Source organism: Marivita sp. S2033, assembly GCF_046592965.1.
Lineage (GTDB): Bacteria > Pseudomonadota > Alphaproteobacteria > Rhodobacterales > Rhodobacteraceae > Marivita.
Genome location: NZ_JBISBV010000012.1, coordinates 1 through 22,531, shown reverse-complemented (window position 1 = coordinate 22,531; position 22,531 = coordinate 1). Strand labels below are relative to the sequence as shown.

At 63.1% G+C, this 22,531-nt stretch carries 24 protein-coding genes; 15 read left to right on the top strand and 9 right to left on the bottom strand.

Annotated features, from left to right (window positions below; all coding sequences use genetic code 11):
- Nucleotides 1–120: 120 nt before the first annotated feature.
- From ACGKZZ_RS15230 to ACGKZZ_RS15175, 12 genes are all read left to right on the top strand, one after another.
- Nucleotides 121–465, top strand: a complete 345-nt coding sequence (locus ACGKZZ_RS15230) for a PepSY domain-containing protein (protein ID WP_411224443.1) — start codon at nucleotides 121–123, stop codon at nucleotides 463–465.
- The gene (locus tag ACGKZZ_RS15225; RefSeq protein WP_411224442.1) at nucleotides 458–1,123 is read left to right on the top strand and encodes a cytochrome b/b6 domain-containing protein; all 666 of its coding nucleotides are present in this window, start codon (nucleotides 458–460) and stop codon (nucleotides 1,121–1,123) included. The genes ACGKZZ_RS15230 and ACGKZZ_RS15225 overlap by 8 nt, the downstream gene beginning before the upstream one ends.
- A 169-nt stretch (nucleotides 1,124–1,292) precedes the next feature.
- Nucleotides 1,293–1,799 carry a hypothetical protein gene (locus tag ACGKZZ_RS15220; RefSeq protein ID WP_411224441.1) on the top strand — a complete coding sequence of 169 codons (507 nt, stop codon included), beginning with the start codon at nucleotides 1,293–1,295 and terminating at the stop codon, nucleotides 1,797–1,799.
- 287 nt (nucleotides 1,800–2,086) lie between these two features.
- Nucleotides 2,087–2,443 (top strand): PepSY domain-containing protein, encoded by a 357-nt coding sequence (locus ACGKZZ_RS15215; protein ID WP_411224440.1) that lies wholly within the window; start codon nucleotides 2,087–2,089, stop codon nucleotides 2,441–2,443.
- 181 nt (nucleotides 2,444–2,624) lie between these two features.
- Nucleotides 2,625–3,356, top strand: a complete 732-nt coding sequence (locus ACGKZZ_RS15210; RefSeq protein ID WP_411224439.1) for a succinate dehydrogenase/fumarate reductase iron-sulfur subunit — start codon at nucleotides 2,625–2,627, stop codon at nucleotides 3,354–3,356.
- Complete coding sequence (locus ACGKZZ_RS15205) at nucleotides 3,356–3,682, top strand: succinate dehydrogenase (RefSeq protein WP_411224438.1); 327 nt, start codon at nucleotides 3,356–3,358, stop codon at nucleotides 3,680–3,682. Before ACGKZZ_RS15210 ends, ACGKZZ_RS15205 begins: the two co-directional genes overlap by 1 nt.
- Nucleotides 3,679–4,017, top strand: a complete 339-nt coding sequence (gene sdhC, locus ACGKZZ_RS15200) for a succinate dehydrogenase, cytochrome b556 subunit (RefSeq protein ID WP_411224437.1) — start codon at nucleotides 3,679–3,681, stop codon at nucleotides 4,015–4,017. Before ACGKZZ_RS15205 ends, sdhC begins: the two co-directional genes overlap by 4 nt.
- 1 nt (nucleotide 4,018) lies before the next feature.
- A complete protein-coding gene (locus tag ACGKZZ_RS15195) occupies nucleotides 4,019–5,782 on the top strand; it encodes an L-aspartate oxidase (protein ID WP_411224436.1) in 1,764 nt (587 codons plus the stop codon).
- A gap of 40 nt (nucleotides 5,783–5,822) precedes the next feature.
- On the top strand, nucleotides 5,823–6,779 hold the full coding sequence (locus ACGKZZ_RS15190) for a fumarate hydratase (protein WP_411224435.1): 957 nt from the start codon (nucleotides 5,823–5,825) through the stop codon (nucleotides 6,777–6,779).
- Between the two features lie 97 nt (nucleotides 6,780–6,876).
- A complete protein-coding gene (locus ACGKZZ_RS15185) occupies nucleotides 6,877–7,542 on the top strand; it encodes a fumarate hydratase C-terminal domain-containing protein (RefSeq protein ID WP_411224434.1) in 666 nt (221 codons plus the stop codon).
- A complete protein-coding gene (locus ACGKZZ_RS15180) occupies nucleotides 7,539–8,636 on the top strand; it encodes a sulfite oxidase (RefSeq protein ID WP_411224433.1) in 1,098 nt (365 codons plus the stop codon). Before ACGKZZ_RS15185 ends, ACGKZZ_RS15180 begins: the two co-directional genes overlap by 4 nt.
- Entirely contained in the window at nucleotides 8,636–10,195 is a 1,560-nt protein-coding gene (locus ACGKZZ_RS15175) for a thiamine pyrophosphate-binding protein (protein WP_411224432.1), read from the top strand. Before ACGKZZ_RS15180 ends, ACGKZZ_RS15175 begins: the two co-directional genes overlap by 1 nt.
- A 3-nt stretch (nucleotides 10,196–10,198) precedes the next feature.
- Here ACGKZZ_RS15175 and ACGKZZ_RS15170 read toward each other — a convergent pair whose 3' ends face one another.
- The 3 genes from ACGKZZ_RS15170 to ACGKZZ_RS15160 are packed head-to-tail and all read right to left on the bottom strand — an operon-like array spanning nucleotide 10,199 to nucleotide 12,473.
- The gene (locus ACGKZZ_RS15170) at nucleotides 10,199–10,816 is read right to left on the bottom strand and encodes a glutathione S-transferase family protein (protein ID WP_411224431.1); all 618 of its coding nucleotides are present in this window, start codon (nucleotides 10,814–10,816) and stop codon (nucleotides 10,199–10,201) included.
- Between the two features lie 26 nt (nucleotides 10,817–10,842).
- Entirely contained in the window at nucleotides 10,843–11,586 is a 744-nt protein-coding gene (locus tag ACGKZZ_RS15165) for a sulfite exporter TauE/SafE family protein (protein WP_411224430.1), read from the bottom strand.
- Nucleotides 11,583–12,473 (bottom strand): LysR family transcriptional regulator, encoded by an 891-nt coding sequence (locus ACGKZZ_RS15160; protein WP_411224429.1) that lies wholly within the window; start codon nucleotides 12,471–12,473, stop codon nucleotides 11,583–11,585. Before ACGKZZ_RS15160 ends, ACGKZZ_RS15165 begins: the two co-directional genes overlap by 4 nt.
- 125 nt (nucleotides 12,474–12,598) lie before the next feature.
- Between ACGKZZ_RS15160 and ACGKZZ_RS15155 the strand changes: the two genes are divergently transcribed.
- From ACGKZZ_RS15155 to ACGKZZ_RS15145, 3 genes are all read left to right on the top strand, one after another.
- Nucleotides 12,599–13,576, top strand: coding sequence for a Bug family tripartite tricarboxylate transporter substrate binding protein (locus ACGKZZ_RS15155; protein ID WP_411224428.1), 978 nt, complete (start codon nucleotides 12,599–12,601; stop codon nucleotides 13,574–13,576).
- Nucleotides 13,577–13,672: 96 nt separating this feature from the next.
- Complete coding sequence (locus tag ACGKZZ_RS15150) at nucleotides 13,673–14,167, top strand: tripartite tricarboxylate transporter TctB family protein (protein ID WP_411224427.1); 495 nt, start codon at nucleotides 13,673–13,675, stop codon at nucleotides 14,165–14,167.
- A complete protein-coding gene (locus tag ACGKZZ_RS15145; RefSeq protein WP_411224426.1) occupies nucleotides 14,164–15,654 on the top strand; it encodes a tripartite tricarboxylate transporter permease in 1,491 nt (496 codons plus the stop codon). Before ACGKZZ_RS15150 ends, ACGKZZ_RS15145 begins: the two co-directional genes overlap by 4 nt.
- On the opposite strand, the gene ACGKZZ_RS15140 is transcribed toward ACGKZZ_RS15145, so the two are convergent.
- The 6 genes from ACGKZZ_RS15140 to ACGKZZ_RS15115 form a co-directional block, all read right to left on the bottom strand.
- The gene (locus ACGKZZ_RS15140) at nucleotides 15,647–17,059 is read right to left on the bottom strand and encodes an exonuclease domain-containing protein (RefSeq protein WP_411224425.1); all 1,413 of its coding nucleotides are present in this window, start codon (nucleotides 17,057–17,059) and stop codon (nucleotides 15,647–15,649) included. The two genes, ACGKZZ_RS15145 and ACGKZZ_RS15140, sit on opposite strands and share 8 nt — an antisense overlap.
- Before the next feature lie 4 nt (nucleotides 17,060–17,063).
- A complete protein-coding gene (locus tag ACGKZZ_RS15135; protein ID WP_411224424.1) occupies nucleotides 17,064–17,564 on the bottom strand; it encodes a hypothetical protein in 501 nt (166 codons plus the stop codon).
- Between the two features lie 22 nt (nucleotides 17,565–17,586).
- The gene (locus ACGKZZ_RS15130) at nucleotides 17,587–19,410 is read right to left on the bottom strand and encodes a DUF294 nucleotidyltransferase-like domain-containing protein (RefSeq protein WP_411224423.1); all 1,824 of its coding nucleotides are present in this window, start codon (nucleotides 19,408–19,410) and stop codon (nucleotides 17,587–17,589) included.
- Between the two features lie 103 nt (nucleotides 19,411–19,513).
- Nucleotides 19,514–21,295: a sodium:solute symporter family protein gene (locus ACGKZZ_RS15125; RefSeq protein ID WP_411224422.1), complete on the bottom strand. Its 1,782-nt coding sequence runs from the start codon at nucleotides 21,293–21,295 to the stop codon at nucleotides 19,514–19,516.
- A gap of 2 nt (nucleotides 21,296–21,297) precedes the next feature.
- Nucleotides 21,298–21,585: a DUF4212 domain-containing protein gene (locus ACGKZZ_RS15120; RefSeq protein ID WP_411224421.1), complete on the bottom strand. Its 288-nt coding sequence runs from the start codon at nucleotides 21,583–21,585 to the stop codon at nucleotides 21,298–21,300.
- 95 nt (nucleotides 21,586–21,680) lie between these two features.
- Entirely contained in the window at nucleotides 21,681–22,367 is a 687-nt protein-coding gene (locus ACGKZZ_RS15115; protein WP_411224420.1) for an adenylate kinase, read from the bottom strand.
- Nucleotides 22,368–22,531: the final 164 nt, after the last annotated feature.

The window sequence follows — 22,531 nt, the reverse complement described above, 5'->3', positions numbered from 1 at the left end:
CCCTGCATGATCCGACTGGCTGACACAAAGCTGAAGCGGGTGGCTCAAGCCGCTTCAGGTTGCCGTCAGCTTCGGCGCGCATGAATTGGATCAAGATGACCCCGGAGGGCAGTTTGACCCATGAAGAAGACATTGACAATTCTCGGCTTTCTCGCGGTCGTCCCGGCCAGCGTCGCGCTGGCGGATGACGACTGCTTCGTGCCGATGGCCAATTGGCAACCACGCGCCGCCGTCGCGCGGCTGGCCGAAGTGAACGACTGGACGGTGCGCCGCATCAAGATCGACGACGGCTGCTATGACATCGACGGTCGCGACGCCGAGGGGCGCCGGATTGAGGTCACGGTCCATCCGGCCACGCTTCAGGTGATCGAGTTCGAATACGAAGACGAGGACGACGACGATGACGACGACGATCGCCGCGGACAGGATCGGGACCGGGATCACGAGGAGGACGACGATGACTGATACGCACGCGCAGACAGCACCGCAAACAGGCGCAGGCACGGCCGCCACGGTCCGGGTCTGGGACCCTCTGGTTCGGATCGTCCATTGGTCGCTGGTCGCCGCATTCGCCGTGGCCTGGCTGAGCGCGGACGAGCTTGATACCCTTCACGAAGTCGCAGGCTATGGTGTCGCGGGGCTTGTCGCCATGCGGCTCGTCTGGGGGCTGATCGGCAGTCGCCATGCGCGCTTCAGCCGCTTCGTGAAGGGGCCGCGAAAGACGCTCACCTATCTCGGCGACATGAGCCGGGGCAGGGAACGGCGATATCTCGGGCACAATCCGGCGGGCGCCGCCATGATCGTGGCGCTGCTCGTGACCCTCTCGGGCACTGCCGTCACCGGCTGGCTCATGGCAGAGCCCGACCGCATCGCGATGCTGCCGTCCCTGCCGGCCATCGTGGCACCCGCATGGGCCGACGGTGACGGCGACGCCTTTGATGCGCGTGGCGACATCGACGAAACCCTCGAGGAGGTTCACGAGGCACTGGCCAACCTGTTGCTTGTGCTTGCAGCGCTGCATGTGGGCGGTGTCGCGCTCGCCTCCGTCCGGCACCACGAGAACCTGACGCGGGCCATGTTCACCGGCAAGAAGCGCGCACCCGGCCCCGGCGACATCGTCTGAGCGCCCGGTCCGCCAAGCCCTGTTCGCCCCATCCGACCAGACCGGCCCCGCTCTCACCAGCGGGGCCGTTTTCTTCCTGACGGCAAGCTGACGCGCGAATCGCCGTAGCGTCAGGAACAATTCAGGTCGCGCGCGCAGAGTGGTCATCATCAGTAGAGGAGATACTGTCATGCAAACCAAACTCATCATCGCCGTTGCCCTATCGGCTCTCGCCATGCCGGTCATCGCGGCTCAGAACGACACCCATTACGCGCTGAGTGCAGTTCACGCGGATTTTCAGGATCAACTCGACCGGACCGCCGAGAGGTCTGACGCGATCGGCGCAGCCGCGCGGGCCGCCGCCGGACTCATGGCCCCGCACAGCGCGGCGCAGGAGCGGCTGGTGCTGCCGTTGCTCGGCGGCCTGGATGCCGCCGCCAGCGGACAGGCGGCGGTCGTGTCGAACCTGCCCGAGCGGATGGAGCTTGAGGCGGAGCTGTCGGAACTTCACGACCGCGACGTTGACCTCGTGACCGCACTGGTCGAGCTTTACGCTGCGGCCGAAGACGCCGGTCACTCCGAAATCGCGCGAATGGCCGAGCGCATGATCTGGCACGAGACCAGCGATATCGAGGTTCTTTATCCTTCGGCCCTGCTTGTCGGCTCGGGACAAACGCGCCCGGTCGGGAATCCCTGAGCATTCGCTCTGTTTCCCATAACGAGCGACGGCAACCCGCACTCGTTCCTAAATATCGCAAATCGCGTCCGATCTCGGGCGCGATTTTTTTGTATAATCGCGTCGCTGATCCCGCCCGTCGCCACCGACATGCGGGACAAAGCCCAAGGACAGTTCCGCACGAGCGACACCGGGCAAACGGGTGTGTTTCCTGACAGAAAGCTGAAGCGAAATTCGCGCCACCGTCAGGCAATCCTCAGGTCTGACCGCCAGATTGACCTTGCAGATGTACAAAAGGAGACCCTGCCATGAAACAGACCCTGATAGCCTTTTCCATGATTGCCTTGCTTCCCGCGGGCGCAGCGCTCGCCGATGATGACGATTGCTCCGTGCCACGCAGCCAATGGCAGCCGCGCGAGGCCGCGATGCAAGTGGCCGAAACGAACGGCTGGACCGTGCGAACCTTCGAGATCGACGATGGCTGCTACGAGATCGAGGGCCGCGATGCCTCCGGTCGGGAAATCGAAGTCAAACTCGATCCGGCGACGCTTCGGATCGTCGAGATGGACTACGAGGATGACGACTACCGCGCCGGCACCAGCAACCCTGCGCCGGTCGGCGCGACGCAGCCGCCGCAAAACGGCACGCCTGCGCAAGTCAAGTAAACCGACGCTCCCCGGCCTCGCCACGGCGAGGCCGGCCGCGACCCTGAATCCCATCCGCGATTTTCAGCCGTTCAGTAACCAAAGCTTACAGAAATAGTAATAACTTTTGCCTTTTGGTTATCAAACCTGAAGGTTAACATCCTGCCAGATAGATTTTGACAGCGTGCGTGGCAGGTGAACGATGGATGGGCAAGACACGGTTCTGAGCGTGACGGTGCAGAGAGGCGACGCACATTCCGCCCCGCGCGCCGAGCGGTTCGATGTGCCCGCCTACGAGAACCAGACCGTCCTCGACGTGGTGTCGTGGATCCAGCAGAACACCGATCCGACATTGACCTACCGTTTCGCCTGTCGCGTCGGCATGTGCGGCTCTTGCGCGATGATGGTCAACGGCGTGCCGCGCTGGACCTGTCGCACCCATGTCAGCAAGGTGCTGAAGAATGGCGCACTTGACATCGCGCCCCTGCGCAACCTGCCGGTGATCAAGGATCTGGCCGCCGACATGGACCCGTTCTTTGACAAATGGGTTGCCGCCGAAGGCCGGCATCACCCGACCCTGACCCGCGACGACGCCATCGAGGCGATTGATCCGGGCACCAGCGACCGCCAGACCGCCAGCGCCGGGATCGAGTGCATCAACTGTTCGATCTGCTATTCGGCCTGCGACACGGTGGCGGGCAACCCCGATTACCTCGGCCCCGCCGCGCTGCAACGCGCCTGGACGGTCTATAACGACGCAAAGGACGCCAACAAGGGGGCGATCCTCGATGCCGTGTCGGGCAAGGGCGGGTGTCATTCCTGTCACTCGATGGGATCGTGCACGCAATACTGCCCCAACGACCTTGATCCGCTGTCTGCGATCCTCGGGCTGAAACGCGCCACGACACAGCGGTTTTTCAAAGGAGCGAAGTGATGGAGTTCCGTCTTTATATGGCGCAACGCCTGAGCGCGCTGGTGATGGCACCCTTCGTGCTCGTGCATATCGGCGTGATGATCTACGCCATTCAGGGTGGGCTGTCGGCGGCGGAAATCCTGGGGCGCACGCAAGGATCTGCGCTGTGGTTCGCGTTTTACGGCATGTTCGTGATCGCCGTGTCGATCCATGCCGCCATCGGCTTGCGCACCATCCTGCTTGAATGGGCGGGCCTGCGCGGCACGCTTTTGAACGCAGTGGCGGCGGTGATCGGACTGGGCCTTTTCGCGCTTGGCGCGCAGGCGGTCTGGGCGGTGACGCTATGATCGTCGCGCGCGCACATCCGCTGTGGCTGGCCTACATCCTGCACCGCCTCTCGGGCCTTGCTCTGGCGCTGTTCCTGCCGTGGCATTTCTGGGTGTTGTCGATGGCCGTCACCGATGCCGCGCGGCTCGATGCCTTCCTCACCCTGACAGACATGCCGCTGGTCAAACTGGCCGAGTTCGGCCTTGTCTTCCTGCTGGCCGTGCACTTCTTTGGCGGGCTGCGGCTTCTGGCGCTGGAATGGCTGCCGTGGAGCGCGCCGCAAAAGACATGGGCGGCAGCGGCGGTGGCGGGGTCGTTCCTTGTCTCCACAACCTTCCTCTTGCGGGCGATCTGATATGTTCAGCACAAAAGACATCGACCGGCACGACACCGACATCCTGATCCTCGGAACCGGGGGCGCGGGCCTATTCGCCGCGCTGCACGCCAAACAGGCAGCGCCCGAAGGCACCAGGGTGACGATCGCGGTCAAGGGTCTGATCGGCAAATGCGGCTGCACGCGCATGGTGCAGGGCGGCTACAACGTCGCTTTGGGTGGCGGCGATTCAGTCGAACGGCACTTCATGGACACGATCCAGGGTGGCAAGTGGCTGCCCAATCAGGACATGGCGTGGCGGCTCTGCGAACAGGCGGTGGTGCGCATCCGCGAGCTGGAGAACGAAATCGGCTGTTTCTTTGACCGCAACTGCGACGGGTCATTGCACCAGAAAGCCTTCGCCGGGCAGACCGCCGACCGCACGGTCCACAAGGGCGACCTGACCGGAATCGAGATCATCAACCGCCTGATGGAACAGGTTCTGTCGCGCGATGTCGAAAAGCTACAGGAACACCGCGCGATTGGCCTGATCCCGACGAAAGACGGATCGGCCTTGGCGGGTGTGCTGATGATCGACATGCGCACCGGCAAGTTCCGCTTCGTGCGTGCCAAGACGGTGCTGATGGCGACGGGCGGCGGCCCGACGATGTACAAGTACCACACGCCCTCGGGTGACAAGACGATGGACGGGCTGGCGATGGCGATGCGCGTCGGGCTGAGCTTGCGCGATATGGAGATGGTGCAGTTTCATCCCACCGGTCTGCTTGCGGGCGATCACACGCGGATGACCGGCACGGTGCTTGAGGAAGGTCTGCGCGGCGCGGGCGGGCAGTTGGTGAACCATTCCGGCCAGCGCTTCATGTTCGACGTTGATCCCAAGGGCGAACGCGCCACGCGCGATGTGGTCAGCCGGGGCATCTATGCCGAGATGCGCAAGAACAACAATCCCGAGCAGGAGGGCGTCTTCATCTCGATGGCCCATCTTGGCCCCGACAATGTGCGCGAAAAATTCAAGGGCATGGTCAAGCGCTGCGCCGACAGCGGCTTCGATCTGGCCGCTGGCAAGGTCGAGGTGGTCCCGACCGCGCATTACTTCATGGGCGGTGTCGTCGTCGATGTGGACACGCGGACAGCGATGGAAGGGCTTTACGTCGCTGGAGAGGATGCAGGCGGTGCGCATGGCTCGAACCGACTGGGCGGCAATGGGGTGGCAAATTCCACCGTCTATGGCGGCATCGCGGGCGACGTGATGGGCGCGGATATTCGCAACATGGGGTCGTTGCGCGACGCGGACGAGACGGTTCTTGAAGCCGAACTGGCGCGTGCGTGCCATCCGCTGACCCGCGATCCCGGCCTGATCCTGCCGCTGCGCAAGGAATTGCAGAACGCGATGTGGGACGAGGTGGGTGTGATGCGCACCGAATCCGGCCTTAACAGAGGATTAAAGCGCATCGCCAACATCTCGGAATCGCTCATGGAAACCGGATTGTCAGCTGACAATCTGGCGTTCAATCTGACATGGCATGACTGGCTCAACTTGCGGTCCTTGTGCGATATTTCCGAAGTCATCACCAAGGCCGCACTGGAGCGCGACAACTCGCGCGGCGCGCATTACCGCGAGGATTTCCCCGAGCCGGGCGCGATGGAGGACAGCTATTTCACCGTCGCGCAGCAAAAGGGCGATGCGATCGAAGTGGGCCGCGAGGATGTGCAGTTCACCATCGTGCGCCCCGGCGAAACGGTCTTGCCCGAAGGCGAGCCCGAGACACTGGTGGCGGCGCAATGATGCGCGCTTCGCTCAAAAAGACATTCGGAGGACAGATGCAATGATCCCCCTATCCCTCATCCAATCCACCGCCGAAACCCTGATGGACAAGGCGGCCATCGACATTCCCGAGGACTACCTCACCGGCCTGCAACAGGCCGCCGAGACCGAAGACGGGGATCTCTCGTCCTTCGTTCTCAAGGCGATGCTGGAAAACTACGAAGCCGCCAAGGAAGACCGCCGCGCCATGTGCGGCGATACCGGCGTGCCGCGCTGGTTCGTCAAGATGGGCAACGAGGCAAGCGTGGAAGGCGGCATGTGCGCGCTGGAAACCGCGCTGAGACGCGCCACCGCGACGGCGACCAACGGCGTGCCGCTGCGCCCCAACCGCGTGCATCCGCTCTGGCGCACCGATCACAACAACAATGTCGGCATCGGCGCGCCCGAGATCGAATACGGGTTCGAGCCCGAGGGCGACTGGATCGACCTGATCACCGTGCACAAGGGCGGGCTGTTCGGCACCGATTACCGGATGCTGTTCCCCAGCGACGGGATTCAGGGGATCAAGCGCTTTTACCTCGACAGTCTGATGGCCTTCGGCAAGCGCGGTCTGGCCTGCCAGCCGGCGATCATCGGCATCGGGCTTGGCGGCTCCAAGGATATCTGCATGACGCTGGGCAAGCGCGCCTCGGTCCTGCGCACCGTGGGCAGCCGCAATTCCGACCCGCGCATCGCCGAGATGGAGGACGAATTCAAGGAACTGGGCAACTCCATCGGCATGGGCGCGATGGGGTTTGTGGGCAAGAACATGGTGGTGCAGTGCAACATCGAGGTCGGCTATTGCCACACCGGCGGGATGCCCATGTCGGTGCACGCCTTCTGCCTGTCCTCGCGCCGCGCGGTGGCCCGGGTGTTCCCGGACGGGCGGGTCGAGTACCGCACCGATCCCGACTGGTTCACCCCCTATCAGCGCCGCGAAACCGTTGAGTGGGAACCGGTGATGGAGGCGGCGGAATGAAGATGATTTTTCACCGTGAAAATCATCTGGCGGGCAAGGGTGTCTTCGCTTCGCGAAGATCACCGGCCCGCACGGTCACGTATCTAGGAGCCGTCCTATGAAACCACGCGAAATCCGCCTTTCCACCACGCCCACCGACGAAGACATCGCCAAGCTGCGCCTCGGCGATATCGTCTACCTCGACGGGTTGATGTATACCGCCCGCGAAGGCGTCTACATGCGCGCGCTTGAGGAACAGGCCAATATCCCGATGGAACTGCCGTCCGAAAGCGCGGCCAATTTCCATTGCTCCCCCGCCGCGCGGATCAACCCCGATGGCAGTTTCGAGATGGGCGCGGTCACCGCAACCGCGTCGTTCCGCTTTGCCAAATGGTTGCCGGAGTGGATGGAAAAGACCGGCGCCAAGCTGATCATCGGCAAGGGCGGCATGACGTCGAAGGACTACAAGAGTTATTTCGTCCCCAACGGTGCAATCTACCTCTCCACCGTCGGCTACGGCACCGGCGCGCTTCTGGGGCGCGGGGTCGAGAATGTGGAGGCGGTGCACTGGAACGAAGAACTGGGTCTTGCGCAGGCGATGTGGGTCATCAAGTGCAACAAGATGGGGCCGTTTATCGTCGCTTCGGATCTCAACGGCGATTGCCTGTTTGAGCGCGAGAACGCCAAGATCGCGCAGAATATCGAACGGGTCTACGAGGGCACCCGGCCCGCCGTCCTGAAACGCTATGGCGAAAGCGATGATCGTTCCGACGAGGTGATATGACCGACCCGTTTGCGCCCGACGCAAAGCGCCCTCCGGTGACAGAGGGGGTGTTTTCGCGCGAAGAGGTGGCGCTGGCCAACCGCAACTCCGGCGCGTTGCTCGAGACATTGGGTTTGGACATCACGCCCACAGGCACGCATTACCTGCTCAGCCATTTCGACGTGCCGCTCCTGTTCGAGAGCGATCATGTGCTGCGATTTGAGGGCGCGTTCGACGCACCCTTCGGCCTGACCATGGACGAGATCCGCGCCCTGCCGGACGTCACCCGCCCGGTGACGCTGGAATGTGCGGGTAACGGGCGGATCGGAGTCAGCCCGCGCTGTTTCTCGATGCCCTGGGCCTATGAAGCCGTCGGCACGTCGGAATGGACCGGCACGCCGCTGGCACCCTTGCTGGAGCGGGCGAAACCGCAGGCGGGCGTGCAGGATTTCGCCTTTCTCGGGGCCGATTACGGGTTCGACAAGGGTCAGCCGCATCACTTCGGACGGTCGCTGACGCCGGACCAGATCGCCGATCTCGACGTGATGCTGGTCTGGGGTATGAACGGCCAACCGCTTTTGCCGCAACACGGTGCGCCTTTGCGCATCATCGTGCCGGGGTGGTACGGCATGGCCTCGGTCAAATGGCTGACGACGATCGAGGCGCTGACGACGCGCTATCAGGGCTTCCAGCAGGTACAGACCTACCGCTTTCGCGCGAACGACGACGACCCCGGAACGCCGATCACCTCGATCCGGGTCAAATCGCTGATGAAGCCACCGGGTGTGCCGGACTGGGTGACGCGGCAACGCTGGATGCAGGCGGGGCGCGTGATGGTGCAGGGCCGGGCGTGGTCCGGTGGCGGCGTGGCGATCGCGCGGGTCGAGGTGCTCCTGAACGGGGACTGGCAGGAGGCAACCCTGACGGAGCGCGCCGATGCCTATGCCTGGACCGGCTGGCAGATCGACTGGGGCGCGCAACCGGGTGTTCACGAACTCGCCTGCCGCGCCACCGACGCCGATGGCAATACACAACCTCTGGAGGCGCCGTTCGACATGGCCGGATTTGCAAATAACGCGGTGCACCGCGTCACCGTTCATGTGGCGGACGCCTGATGCGCGGGGCGGATATCGTGATGCAAACGCTGGCGCGTCGCGGCGTGAGCGACATTTTTGCGCTCTCGGGCAACCAGATCATGCCGCTGTTCGATGCGAGCCTTGATGCGGGGATACGCCTTTATCACACGCGCCACGAGGCAGCGACGGTCTACATGGCCGAGGGCCATGCGCAGATCACCGGAGGTGTGGGGGTGGCGCTGGTCACGGCCGGGGCTGGTCTCGGCAACGCGCTCGGGCCGCTGCTCACCGCGCGGGCGTCCGATACGCCGGTGCTCTTGATCAGCGGAGACAGCCCGGTGGCGCAGGACGGCAACGGTGCGTTTCAGGAAATGGATCAGGTCGCGTTGACGCAATCGCTGACCAAGTGGTCGGTGCGGGTGACGGATGCCGATGAGCTGGGCGCTGTGATCGACAAGGCGCTGACGGTCGCGCAGACGGGGCGGCCCGGTCCGGTGCATGTGTCGCTGCCGGCGGATGTCGTGTTGGCCGAAGGGCAGGCAAGCGAAGCCGCGGCGTCGCGGGCACGCGCGGTTGAGACGGACGGGATCGCGAAGTGGCTGGCGGGCTGTGACACGCCGCTGGTGGTTCTGGGGCCGGCGTTGAACGGCACGCGCGCGGCGGGGCTTGCGGCGCGGCTGGAGCGTGCGCTGGACGCTCCTGCGATCGTCATGGAAAGCCCGCGCGGGCTGAATGATCCGGCGCTCGGGCATTTGACGCCGGTGTTCCGGCGGGCAGAGCGCATTCTGCTTTTGGGCAAACCGCTGGATTTCACATTACAGTTCGGCAATGCCGCGCCACAGGCGGAATGGGGGATCGTGAGCAGCGACCCCGCCGAGCTGGCGCGCGCAACGCTGAATGCCAAAGATCGCCTGACCCTGTCGGTCGAGCAAAGCGCGAGCGACACGGCGGGCGCACTTGCAGAGCGCAGCACCGAAGTGGCGCGCAGCGACTGGCGTGGCGAGGTGGCGCGGTACACGGCCAAACGGGCCGCGACGCCGACATCCCACGGGCTGCAACCGCAGGACTTGTGTCGCGCGCTGCAACCGCTGATCGACGAGGCAAACAACCCGATCCTTGTGTGTGACGGTGGCGAGTTCGGCCAATGGGCGCAGGCGGGATTGAACGCCCCGCGCCGGATCATCAACGGCGTGTCGGGCGCGATTGGCGGCGGATTGTGCTACGCCATGGCGTCGCGCGCGGCTGACCCAGGCGCGACGGTGTTCGTGCTGATGGGAGACGGCACGGCGGGGTTCCACTTTGCCGAGTTCGAAACAGCCGCGCGCGAAGGCTTGCCCTTTGTCGCGATCATCGGCAACGACCGGCGCTGGAACGCCGAGCACCAGATCCAGTTGCGCGACTTTGGCGATGCGCGCCTGCATGGCTGCAATCTGAGCGACGCGCGCTATGACGAGGCGGTGAAAGCGCTGGGTGGGTTCGGGGCGCTGGTCACGGACCTGAGCGATCTTCCCGAGGCCGTGCGCGCGGCCATCGCGTCGGGCAAACCCGCCTGCATCAATGTAGAGATCGAAGGCTTGCCCGCGCCAGTGGTGCGGTAGCGTTCAAAGCCCGTGCACGGCCATCACCGACAAGGTGGCGGGACGGTCCAGCATCGCGCGGTGATGGGTGGCGATCCTGGGATAATTGACCAGATCGACACCGGCTTTTTTCATCCAGAGCGGCACCATCATCAGGTAGGCATCGCACATGGTGTAGTGCTCGCCCAATGCCCACGGTCCCTTGAGGTAATGCGTTTCGATCATCGTGGCGCAGTCCGCGATGTTTGAGGCGACCTTGTTCTTCATCGCGTTTTGCGCCGCCTCGTCGTCAACCCACCGTGCGCCGCGCAGCAGGTGCGCATAGGCGACATGCATCGTGGCGCAGAGATAGGCGTTCAATTCGTCTGCCCTTGCGCGCTCGAACGGCGTGTCGGGCAGCATGTTCGCGTGCGGATGGGTGGCCGCAATATAGCCGAGGATCGCCGGGTTTTCGGTGATGACACCTTCGGGCGTCATCAGGGCAGGCACGCGGGCTTTCGGGTTGACCTTGAGAAAGGCGGTGTCGTGCTGTGCGCCCTTGTCGATGGGAACCTCGTGCACCGCATAGGTCGCACCGACCTCTTGCAACAGGATATGCGGAGCGAGGGCAGAGCTTGCCTTGGAGTAGTAGAGTGTCAGCATGAAAGACGTTCCTCAGTCATATGGGTTCAAACCAGCGCGCGGATCGCGATGCCGAGTCCCAGCAGCAGAGACAGACCGATCAACAGCCGCCGGAACGTGTTGTCGCTGATGCGACGGAATACCATCAGTCCCCCCTGCGCGGCCAGAACAGAAGCGGGCAGGGCAATCAGGAAGGCGGTGACGGTCGCTCCGTCATAGGCGCCGCGCCACCAGAGCATCGCGGTTGTGGTGAACAGCACGCAGACGTTGAACGGCTGCAACACCGCGCGGGTTTCGGCCTTGGGCCACGGGCGCATGGAGCACCAGATCACCGGTATCGCGCCCGAGAGCGACGCCATGCCGCCCAGAACGCCACCGATCAGACCGATACCCGAATCAAGCACCGGCGTGCGGCGTTCGAACCGGGGGAGATTGGCGCGGAAGCTGAAAAATCCGCCGTAAACGATCAGCAGCGCGGCAATCACCAGTTTTAGCGTGTCGGCATCAATAAAGGTGAGCAACGATATGCCGACCGGCACACCGGCGAGACCCGGAATGATAAAGCGCAAAAGACGCGGCACGTTCACCTGAAGCGCGTCGCGCACCTCCCATAGGCCTTGCAGGCCGGTGATCACCGACATCAGCGACACCACCGCAACGGCGGACACCGGATCAAGCGCGGCAAGAAAGAAGCCCAGTGCAAAGAGCGCCGTGCCGGACCCGGCCAGGCCGTTGACGAACCCGCCGGCCAATGCGCCGACGACGATGAACAGCACGCCTTCCCAGCTCATGCCGGATTCGCCGGATGCTGTGCCACGGCGCTGAGCAGGGCAGAGTAGATTTCTTCGATCACCCGCAGCTTGGGGTGTTTCTGACGGTAGGCCAGACCCAGGATCCGCGTCGGCGGATCGCTTTGCAAGGAGAGGTGCTTGAGCGGCAGGGCATAGTGATTGACCACGCAGGAGCGCGGCACGATGGAGACGCCGAGATGCGCGTGCACCATGCTGGAGATCGCTTCGAGATTTTCCAGCTCCATCGTCTCGCTGACGCGAATGTCGTTCTCCTGCAACCAGGTTTCGATCAATGTGCCCACGACGGCATCACGGTTGAAACGGATAAAGGGGAGCGTTTCCAGTATTTTCGCGGGGTCCGTTTCGGTCACGTCCTGACCTGTGATCAGGTGCAGCGGCTCTTGGGCGATGTCCAGAAACGTCATGCCCGGAGGCATGATGACGGGCTTGGTCACGATGGCGACGTCCAGATTTCCGCGGTCGATCCCGGTCAGCAGCGGGCCGGTCAGCGCCGGATGGATGCGGATGCGCAGATCGGCGTATTTCGCGCGCAGGATCGACAGGGAGAGCGGTGCAAGGCCGGTCAGCGTGGTCGGGATCGCGCCCAGGATGACCTCGCCGGAAAACCCTTCTTCGCCCAGAACCGATGGCACGAGGTTGTCGTAATCGCGCACCAGCTTGCGGGCACGGGCCACCACCGCGACACCAAGCGGGGTCAGTTCTGGGGTTCTGTGGTTGCGGTCGAACAAGGCTAGGTCAAGCTGTGCTTCGAGAGTGCGCATCTGCTGGCTGACGGCGGCATGGGTGATGAACACCGCATCGGCCGCCGCGCTGAAGGTCTTGTGGTCCGCGACGGCGACCAATGTTTTTAGCAATCGAATGGACATATGGCCCTTTGCGTAGTTTTTCTTACAGAACCTGTAATAATTTATTTCTTCATCTAAGCTCCACTTAAGGTTAGCGTAAATAAAGAGCCTGCAAAAGGGCCGGTTTTCAATCTGGGAGGAATACAATGAGACTACGAACTTTCGGTTCTGTCGTGGCGCTGGGTGCGACACTGACCGCAGGCGCGGCGCTGGCGGAATACCCCGAGCGCCCGATCAACATGATCATTCCCTACGGCGCTGGCGGTGCCACGGACATCTCGGCGCGCACGATTTCCAAACCTCTGGGCGAGGCGGTTGGCAAGCCGTTGGTGATGGCCAACATCACCGGCGCCGGTGGCGCGACCGGGTCGGTTGCGGTGCAGAATGCCAAGGCGGATGGGTATACCATGCTGTTCGCGCGGGTCGGATCGCACACCGTCAGCCCGGCGATGAAGGCGACCTTGCCCTACACGCTTGACGATTTCCGCTTTGTCACCGTCTACGAGATCAACCCCGTCGCCTGTGCAGTGCGCCCCGACAGCGGGATCGAGTCGATGGACGACCTTGTCGCCAAGGTGAACGAGGGTGGTGTGAGCTACAGCTCGTCCGGTGTCGGTTCGATGCTGCATCTTGCGGGCGCGATGGTGCTCAAGGAGTTCGGCGTGGAGAACCCGCTGGAGAAGGCCACGCATATCCCGCAACAGGGTGGCGGTGCGGCCGCGACAGCCGTCCTCAATGGCACGGCGACCTTCATCTGCACCAACTCGTCTGCCCTGGCGAGCTTTGTGGCCAACAACCAGCTGACGCCGCTGATGGTCACGACCCAAGAGCCTGTCGACGGCTTTGATGCGCCGTCCGCCAACGATCTTGGCAAGCCGCGCCTCAATGCGCTGGTGGGTTGGACGGGCATTGCCGGTCCTGACGATCTGCCCGACGACGTGGCCGAAAAGTGGGGCGCGTGGATGGCCGAGGCGACCAAGGACGAAGAGTTCCTCAAGACGATGGAAGCCAACGGATCGGTGATCGAGCTTATGAGCCCGGAAGAGGCAAACGCCTTCATTCAGGAGCAATACGGCATCTTCAAAGAGATCGTTGATGAACTGGGCATGCGCGTCGAGGGATGATCCCCGAACGCAGATTTCCCGATGTCTGACTGAAACGAACACCGCCGGGGCGAGAGATGTGCCCCGGCGCTTTGCCCTGACGGAGCTTGGCCCCGAATGCCTGCAAACACTGCCTTGAACCTGCGTCTGGGAATTGCCGCGCTGTTGGCGTCGGCGTTCCTGATCTTCTTCGCGATCCCGAATTTCGTCTCTGCCCCGAGCAACGTGCGCAACGTCGTCCTGTCGCCGCTGTTCTGGCCCTATGTGCTGGCGGGTCTGACTGCGATCGTCGGCCTCGGGCTGATCGGTGTGTCGCTTTGGGGCGACGCAGAAGACGACGATTTCCCGTTCGAGCAGGGCGTGATGCTTGCGAACTGGATGCGCTTGCTGATCCTGGCCGTGATCATGGTGGTGACCTTTGTCGCGGTGCCCGTGTTCGGGATGGTCTGGGTGTCGATGGCGGCGTTTATCGCCACCGCGTTCCTGTTTCGCACGCGACATCCCATTGCGGCGGTTGTCTGCGCGGTGGTGGTGCCACTGTTGCTCTATGCGTTTTTCGCCCATGTCGCCGGGGTTGCGATCCCGCAGGGTGATTTTGTGAGGTTGCCATGAGCCTTCTGGACAGTCTCGCCGCGGGCTTTGCACTGGTCGGCAATTTCGAAGCCTTCTTCATGCTGTTTTGCGGCCTGATCGTCGGGGTGATCGGCGGTGCGATACCGGGCCTGTCGGCCACGATGGCAGTGGCGCTGGCCTTGCCGTTCACCTTTGCCATGGAGCCGATCAACGGCATCTTGTTGCTGCTTGGCGTCTATAAGGGCGGCATTTTCGGCGGCTCCATTCCGGCGATCCTGATCAAGACGCCGGGCACGCCGGCCTCCTCTGCCACCATCCTTGACGGCCATCCGATGGCCGAGAGGGGGGAAGCGGGGCGCGCGCTTGGCATGGCGCTTTATGCGTCCTGCACGGCGGATGCGGTGTCCAACCTTGCGCTGATCCTGTTCGCCGGCTGGCTGGCGTCCTTTGCGCTCAACTTCGGGCCGCCCGAGTTTTTCGCACTGATCCTGTTTTCGCTCACCATCATTGCGGGGGTGTCGGGGGAAAGCCTGCTGCGCGGCGCGTTGTCGGCGCTGGCGGGGCTGTTGCTGGCGACCATCGGCCTTGATCTGATCTATGGCACCAACCGGTTCACGTTCGGCAATCCGAACATGATGGGGGGCCTGAATTTCATTGCCGTGCTGATCGGGCTGTTCGCGATCCCCGAGATCATCGCGATGGCGTGGAATCCGGTGGCGCATCTGGGCAAGACGCGCGCCTTGGGCAAGTCGCGATGCAGCTGGGCCGATTACAAGAACAGCTTCAAGAGCATCATCCGGGGCAGCATGATCGGTGTGTTTCTCGGCTCGATCCCCGGCATCGGGGCCGCGCCGTCTGCCTTTCTGAGCTATTCCGAGGCCCGGCGGACCTCGAAGAACAAGGCCAATTTCGGCAAGGGCGAGATCGAGGGCGTGGCGGCTGCCGAGGCCGGGAACAACGGTGTCGCGGGTGCGACGCTGATCCCGCTTCTGGCGCTGGGTGTGCCGGGGGATGTCATCACGGCGATCATCATCGGCGCCTTCATGGTGCATGGGCTGCAACCGGGACCGATGATGTTCATCCTGAATGTCGATATCATTTACGGATTGTTCATCGGACTGATCGTAAGCTCGGTGTTCCTGCTGGTTGTGGGGGCGGTCGCCATTCGCGGCTTTGGCTTTGTCGCGAATGTGCCCAAGCGCCTTCTGATGCCTGCGGTTCTGGTGCTGTGCATTTACGGGGTCTATGCGGTGAACAACAATGCGTTTGATGTGGGTGTGATGTTCGTCATGGGCTGGGTCGGCTATCTGATGATGCGCGCCCGCATACCGGCAGCGCCGTTTCTCATCGCGTTCATCCTCGGCCCGCTGCTGGAGGATAATTTCCGCCAGTCGATGCTGATGTCGGGCAGCGACCCGATCATCCTGTTCCGGGGGCCGATCACATGGTTCTTCTGGGCGTTGACCGGGCTGACGGTGTTCGCCATCACGCGCAGCACCTTGCGCAAAAAAGTGCCGCTCAGTTGAGGTCTTCGAGAAGACGGCCGTGGCGGCGGGTTTCCTCGATCACCTGACCGAACGTCGTCAGTCCGCGCGCCTCGAGCATCGGCAGCAGCCGCACCAGCACTTCGGCGGTGGCGAGCGCATCGCCAAGTGCGGTGTGGCGCGATTGTTCGGGGATTGTGACGTTCAGCCTTTCGCACAGCGCATCCAGCGTGTGGGTTTCGCTGGCGCCGAACAGCACGGCCGACAGCAGCACGGTGTCAAGGATCGGGTGATCCCATGTCAGCCCGGTGGATTGGGCGTGGCGGTGCAGGAACGCCATGTCGAACGGGGCGTTATGCGCCACGATCACCGCATCGCGCGAGAAGTGGTGGAATTTCTGCGCCACCTTGGCGATCGGGGGTTTGCCGCGCACCATCGCATCGGTGATGCGATGCACCTTGGTCGAGGCAGGCGGAATCGGGCGGCCCGGATCGACAAGCTCGTCAAGCTGCTCGCCCTTGACGATGCGCCCGTTCAGAACCCGCACCGCACCCAATTGTACGATATCGTCCTTGTGCGGCAAGAGCCCCGTGGTTTCGGTGTCGAACACCGAAAAGCACAGCTTGCGCAGCGGCAGGTCGTGAAAGGCGGTGTCGCTGGGATGGGGATCGAAAATCTCGAAATCATAGACCAGCGGGCGTTCGGCGTCGGGCGAGATGTCGAGCGTCTGGCTGTCGATCACCATCAGGTAGCCACCGTCGCGCATCGGCTTGAGCTTGACCTCGAAACTCTGGGTCGCGTCGATGGAATGAGCCTCGAAGCTGACATCCTTGCCTGATTTCTGTAGCCGCTGAACCGCGGCATTCATGGTAGCCGGTTCAAAATATTCGGTGATCTGCGCGTTGAGGCGCGGCACACCGAGTTGCGACAGAACCTCTGCCGCCTGCGCGTCGTAAAGCGCGATCTGCCCGCTTCGGGTGACAAGGATGGTGGCAACCGGAATGTCGGTGAGCAGCGCGGTCAGGCGGGCTTTCTCGTCCTCCAGACGTGCGGTTTCGGTGGCGACGGCCTGTGCGGTGCTCATGGCGGTGTCGGTCAACTGGCGCGCAACCGCAGAGGCGGCCGGGGCGAGATCGCCCAGATGGCGGGCGGCTTTCATGTCAAGTTCGCCATCGACACCAGCATGGGCGCGGGTGCGCAGCTGCGCGGCAAGGCGTTCGATGGGTTTGGCGATGTCTTCATCGAACCGGAACCACGCGATCACCATCAGCGCAAGGATCAGAAAACCGGCGATCGCGGCGGCGAAGATAAAGCCGTTGGTGACATCCGTTTCCAGCGCGCGGGCGTGGCCGAACCACAGCGCCAGACCGACGGCCAACAGGGTGCCAAGACACAGAAGGGCGAAAAACAACACGACGCTGGATCGCAGGCTCATCTTGGTCAGCATCGGATCAGCTCCTTTCGCACACGCCGCGAACGATGGGATCATCCGGTGTCACGTCGCGCCAGACCGGTGCGCCGCCATCCCCGACTGCGGGATCGGCGCGTTGGCCGGTCTCGCAATTCACCATGACTTCGACCGATTGGATCGCGCCCCAGCGGCGGAAAAAGTAAAGATCGGCCATGTGCAGATCGGGGTCGTCGGCATTGGTGCGCAGATTTCCCTCGTCCAGCGCGATGAATCGGTTGGTGTAGGGGACCAGATACGTCCAAGGGCGGTAAAGCGCCTTGCTGTCCACGGTTTGCACCACGTGCAAACCCTCGGGCATCGCCTGGGACGTGCGCGAGAACCAGCTGTATTCGCTGCTGATCGTGGTGCCGAGCATGGCGGCCCCCGCTGCCACCGGCACCATCCATTTCGGCAGTCGCCCACCGCTCAGGCGCGACACCAGAAGCATCACACCCGCGCCGCCGATGCCGGCCACAATCACGCCGATCAGTTCCAGAAACATGGTCCGTCCTCCCTTGTCAGCGTCAGCCGAGCATACCGCGCCCGTGGCCAAGTGCCGATTGCATTGATTTTATCACCACAAACGCATCGCGCACCTGACTTCGCTCAAAGTCTGACAAATCAGAGGGTCGCAGGAAATTGTCGGGAGCGACACCCGCACGCACCTGTGCCGCCTGATGTTCAAGCCGGGTTTCCGCGATCAGGTCGTAGGCATCGCGCAAGTCCTGCCCGCCCGACCGGCTGAGCGCTCCGACGGCGATGGCGGCCTCAAGGCGGGCGGCGGTGTTGGCCTGGGTCAGCTGGGCTTGCAAGGCGTAGATGCGCGCCAGATCGACCACCGGCACCACGCCGTTCAGCTTGAGATCGATGTGGTTCTTGTTTTCGCCGGAGCGGATGGTGGCAAAGCCGCGCAAGAGCCCGAGCGGTGGCGTGTGCTTGAGCGAGTTGGACACCATATGCGCCACGAAAATCGAATTTGCCGAGGCTTTTCTGAGCGTTTCGTTTTGCAGATCATCGAACAGATGCGAGGCGCCGCCGATGGGGCGCAGATCGAACATGACGCTGGCCAGCATCTGTGCTTCGGGGTTCGGAGTGTTGATCCAGCCGTTGAAGTAATCGCGCCAGACCCGCATCGGCTGCCGCCAGCGCGGGTTGGAGGCCATCATGTCGCCGGGGCAATAGACATAGCCGCAGATGTTCAGCCCGTCGCAGACATATTTTGCCAGCGCCTCGAAATAGGGGGCGTGCGCCTCGGTCATCGCGTCGTCGATGAACAGGCAATTGTCCTGATCGCTGGTGCCGGTCTGTTCCTGCCGCCCCTGAGAGCCGCAGGCGAGCCAGAGATACGGCACCGGCGGTGCGCCCAATTCGGCCTCGGCCAGCGTCAGCAGACGGCGGGTGGCGGCATCGGCCACATCGGTGATGAGCCGGGTGATGACCTCGTGGCGGCTGCCGCTGGCGACCAGCTGTGCCAGCAGCTGCGGGATGCGCGCGGTGACCTTGGCCATGTCTTCGGCGGCGTCGGCATGGGCGATGTCAGAGACCATATCGGCCGTGCTGACGGCCTGAAAGCGGGTGAGATCGGTCTGGGTGACGATGCCGACCAGCCGACCGGCCTGGGTAACCGGGATATGACCGATGCGCCGCTCCATCATCGTGTGGAGCACATCAGAGCCGATGGCGGAGGGGGGCAGGGAGATGGGATCGCTGCGCATCACATTCAAAATCGGGGTATCGAAGGGCAGTCCGTCGCCAACCACCTTGCCCGACATGTCGCGGATCGTCGCGATGCCCTGAAAGCTGTCGCCGCGGGTGATGCAGATGGAGGACACATGCGCATCGCGCATCTGGCGCGCGGCGGTCTGCACGTCGGTTTCCGGCGAACAGGTCAGCGGTGAGCGTGTCATCAGTTCTTCGACGCGAGTGGTTGCGAGGTCGGGCTTGCCGATGCGCTGGGTGCGGTTGCGATCAAAGAAGCGGCGGAAGGCGGGGCTGTTCCTGAGCGCCTGGTGGAACTGCTTGGCTGGCAGCAGCAGCACCGTGGACGGGCGCGTGGCGCAGGCCGAGGTCAGGCTGATGCCGTCGCGCAGCAATCCGCGTTCCCCGAATGAATTGCGAGGGCCGAGCAGGGAAATCAGACTGTCGTTTTCGTCGCGCACCTCAATTTCGCCCTCGTAGACGATGAACATGCCGTCAAGCGGGGTCGACAGCGGGTAAATCTGCTCGGCCTTTGCGACCTGGCGGATTTCGATGGTCTCGACCAGGGGGCGCAACACATCCTGTTCCATCGAATCGTAGGGGTGGATGGCGGACAGGAATTGAAGAATTGCATCAGGAGAGAGCGTCATTGGGTGAGCCTGTCTGGAAAAGAAAAGGTCCCGTCCCGGTTATCCGGCACGGGACCGTAGGTGAAGGAGACGCGCCGTCTCAAGGACGGCGCGCCCTGTTGGTCTAGTGGTCCTGAGCGGCCCCGGCGCCACGCGGCACACGCACGCTTTCGACCAGATCCTCGATCTCTTGCGGGATCGATTCCGTCATCTTGGAGACGGTGAAGGCCACGGCAAAGTTGATCATCGCACCGACCGCGCCAAAGCTTGTCGATTTGACCGTGCCAAGCAGCGGATCGGCATCGGTAAAGCTGTTGGTGTCAGGGATGAAGAACCAGCCCTTGTGCAGGAAGATATAGATGATGGTGATCACCAGACCCGAGATCATGCCCGCAACCGCACCCTTGTTGTTCACCTTGGTAAAGATGCCCATCATCAATGCCGGGAAGATCGACGCCGCCGCGAGGCCAAAGGCCAGTGCCACGGTTTGCGCCGCAAATCCCGGAGGGTTGAGGCCGAGATAGGTCGCCACCGCAATGGCCACGGCCATTGCGATCCGTGCCGACAGAAGCTCGTTCTTTTCCGAGATGTTGGGATTGATCGAGCCCTTGATCAGATCGTGGCTCACGGCCGAGGAAATCGCCAGAAGCAGACCCGCCGCTGTCGAGAGCGCCGCCGCGATACCGCCTGCGGCAATCAGGCCGATCACCCAGCCGGGCAGGTTGGCGATCTCGGGATTGGCCAGAACGAGGATGTCCTGGTTGAAGTTGGTCAGCTCGTTGCCGGCCCAGCCCTGTTCTGTCGCACGCGCCTGCATCTCGGGGCTTGCGTCGTTGTAGTACTGGATACGGCCATCGCCGTTCTTGTCTTCCCAGCCCAAGAGGCCGGTTTGTTGCCATGTTTCCATCCAGTCATAGGCCGGATCGGTGGCAATCTGCTCGACCGAGACGGCTTGCGCATCGGTGCCGTTGGGCCAGAACAGTTCGGTGATGTTCAGACGCGCCATCGCACCGACAGCCGGAGCCGTGAGGTAAAGCAATGCGATGAAGACCAGCGCCCAGCCAGCCGACCAACGGGCGTCGGCCACGCGCGGCACGGTGAAGAAGCGCATGATGACATGCGGCAGACCGGCGGTGCCGATCATCAGCGACAGGGTGAAGAGCACCATGTTGAAGGTATCGCCGTGATGGGTGGTGTATTCGTTGAAGCCAAGCTCGGCGACGATCTGGTCAAGCTTTTCCAGCAACGGCGTGCCGGATGCGGCGTGATCGCCGAACAGGCCAAGCGCCGGGATCGGGTTGCCGGTGAGTTGCAGCGAGATAAAGACCGCCGGGATGGTGTAGGCCATGATCAGAACGACATACTGGGCCACCTGCGTATAGGTCACGCCCTTCATGCCGCCGAACACGGCGTAGGCGAACACCACACAGGCACCGATCAAGAGACCGGCGGTGTTGCTGACTTCGAGGAAACGGCCAAAGGCCACGCCGACGCCCGTCATCTGGCCGATCACATAGGTGATGGAGGCCACGAGCAACGCGATCACCGCAACCAGACGCGCTGTCGGGCTGTAGAAGCGGTCGCCGATGAACTCGGACACGGTGTATTTGCCGAACTTGCGCAGATAGGGGGCAAGCAGCAGCGCCAGCAGAACGTAACCGCCGGTCCAGCCCATCAGGTAGGTCGAGTTGTCATAGCCGGTGAAGGCAATCAGACCCGCCATCGAAATGAACGAGGCCGCCGACATCCAGTCCGCCGCCGTGGCCATGCCGTTGGTGACGGGGTGAACGCCGCGGCCGGCGGCATAGAATTCAGATGTGGAGCCCGCGCGGGCCCAGATCGCGATGCCGATGTAGACCGCGAAGGACGCGCCCACAAACAGCAGGTTGATGGTAAACTGATCCATGTTTATTCCTCCTCGACGCCGAATTCACGGTCGAGCTTGTTCATCCGCCATGCGTAAAAGAAGATCAGCGCCAGGAAGACGATGATCGATCCCTGCTGGGCGAACCAGAAGCCGAGATCGGTTCCGCCGACGCTGATGCCCGACAGCATCGGGCGCAGCAGGATGCCGAACCCGAACGAGACCAGCGCCCAGATCACGAGGCTTATGAGAATGATGCGCACGTTGGCCTTCCAATAGTCCTCATCGGACTTCTTGGTGGCCTGCGCCGATTTGCTTAAATGGTCCGCCATGTTGCGGCTCCTCCTTCTTTCTCCGTTGACACGCACCGTTGCATGATGCGCGCTTCCCTTGTCAGCGATCCCTGCAAAGAGACCGTTCGGCCCCCTCAGCGGGTGGCCGCTTTCACGATCGCGCCCAGCTTGGCCGCAATGTCGTCGATCGGCCCCATTGCGTTCACCCGCATCAGCGCACTTTGCTTTGCATAGAAATCAATGAGCGGGGCGGTCTGGGCGTGATAGGCTTCCAGCCGTGCCGCCACGGTTTCGGCGTTGTCATCGGCACGCCGCTGGAAATCGGTGCCTTTGCACTTGTCGCACTGGCCTTCAATGGCGGGGGACTTGAACGTGTCGTGGTAGCCCTCGCCACAGGTGCCGCAGGTATAGCGCCCCGAAATGCGCGTCACCATCGCGGCATCGTCCACATCAAGGCTGATCGCGGCGTCGATCTTCTGGCCGGTTTCGGCCAGCAATGTGTCCAGCGCCTGTGCCTGCACCGTGGTGCGGGGAAAGCCGTCAAGGATCACGCCGCGGGCACAGTCCGGCTCGGCCAGCCGGTCGCGCAGGATGGCGATGACGATGTCGTCGCTCACCAGCTCGCCCGCTTCCATGACCGCCTTGGCCTGCTTGCCCGCCTCGGTGCCGCTGGCAACCGCCGCGCGCAGCAGATCGCCGGTGCTGAGTTGCACAAGGCCGAATTTCTCTTCCAGCATCCGCGCCTGGGTGCCCTTGCCAGCGCCCGGAGGGCCAAGCAGGATCAGCACGGGGGCGATGGTGTGCGTGTCTGTATCGCGCATGTGTGTCACCCTTTTATGGCTCTGTTTTCGATGAGGTTTTCGACGACGGAGGGGTCGGCGAGGGTGGAAGTGTCGCCCAAGGACCCGGTGTCGTTTTCGGCGATCTTGCGCAGGATGCGGCGCATGATCTTGCCGGAACGGGTTTTGGGCAGGCCGGGGGCCCA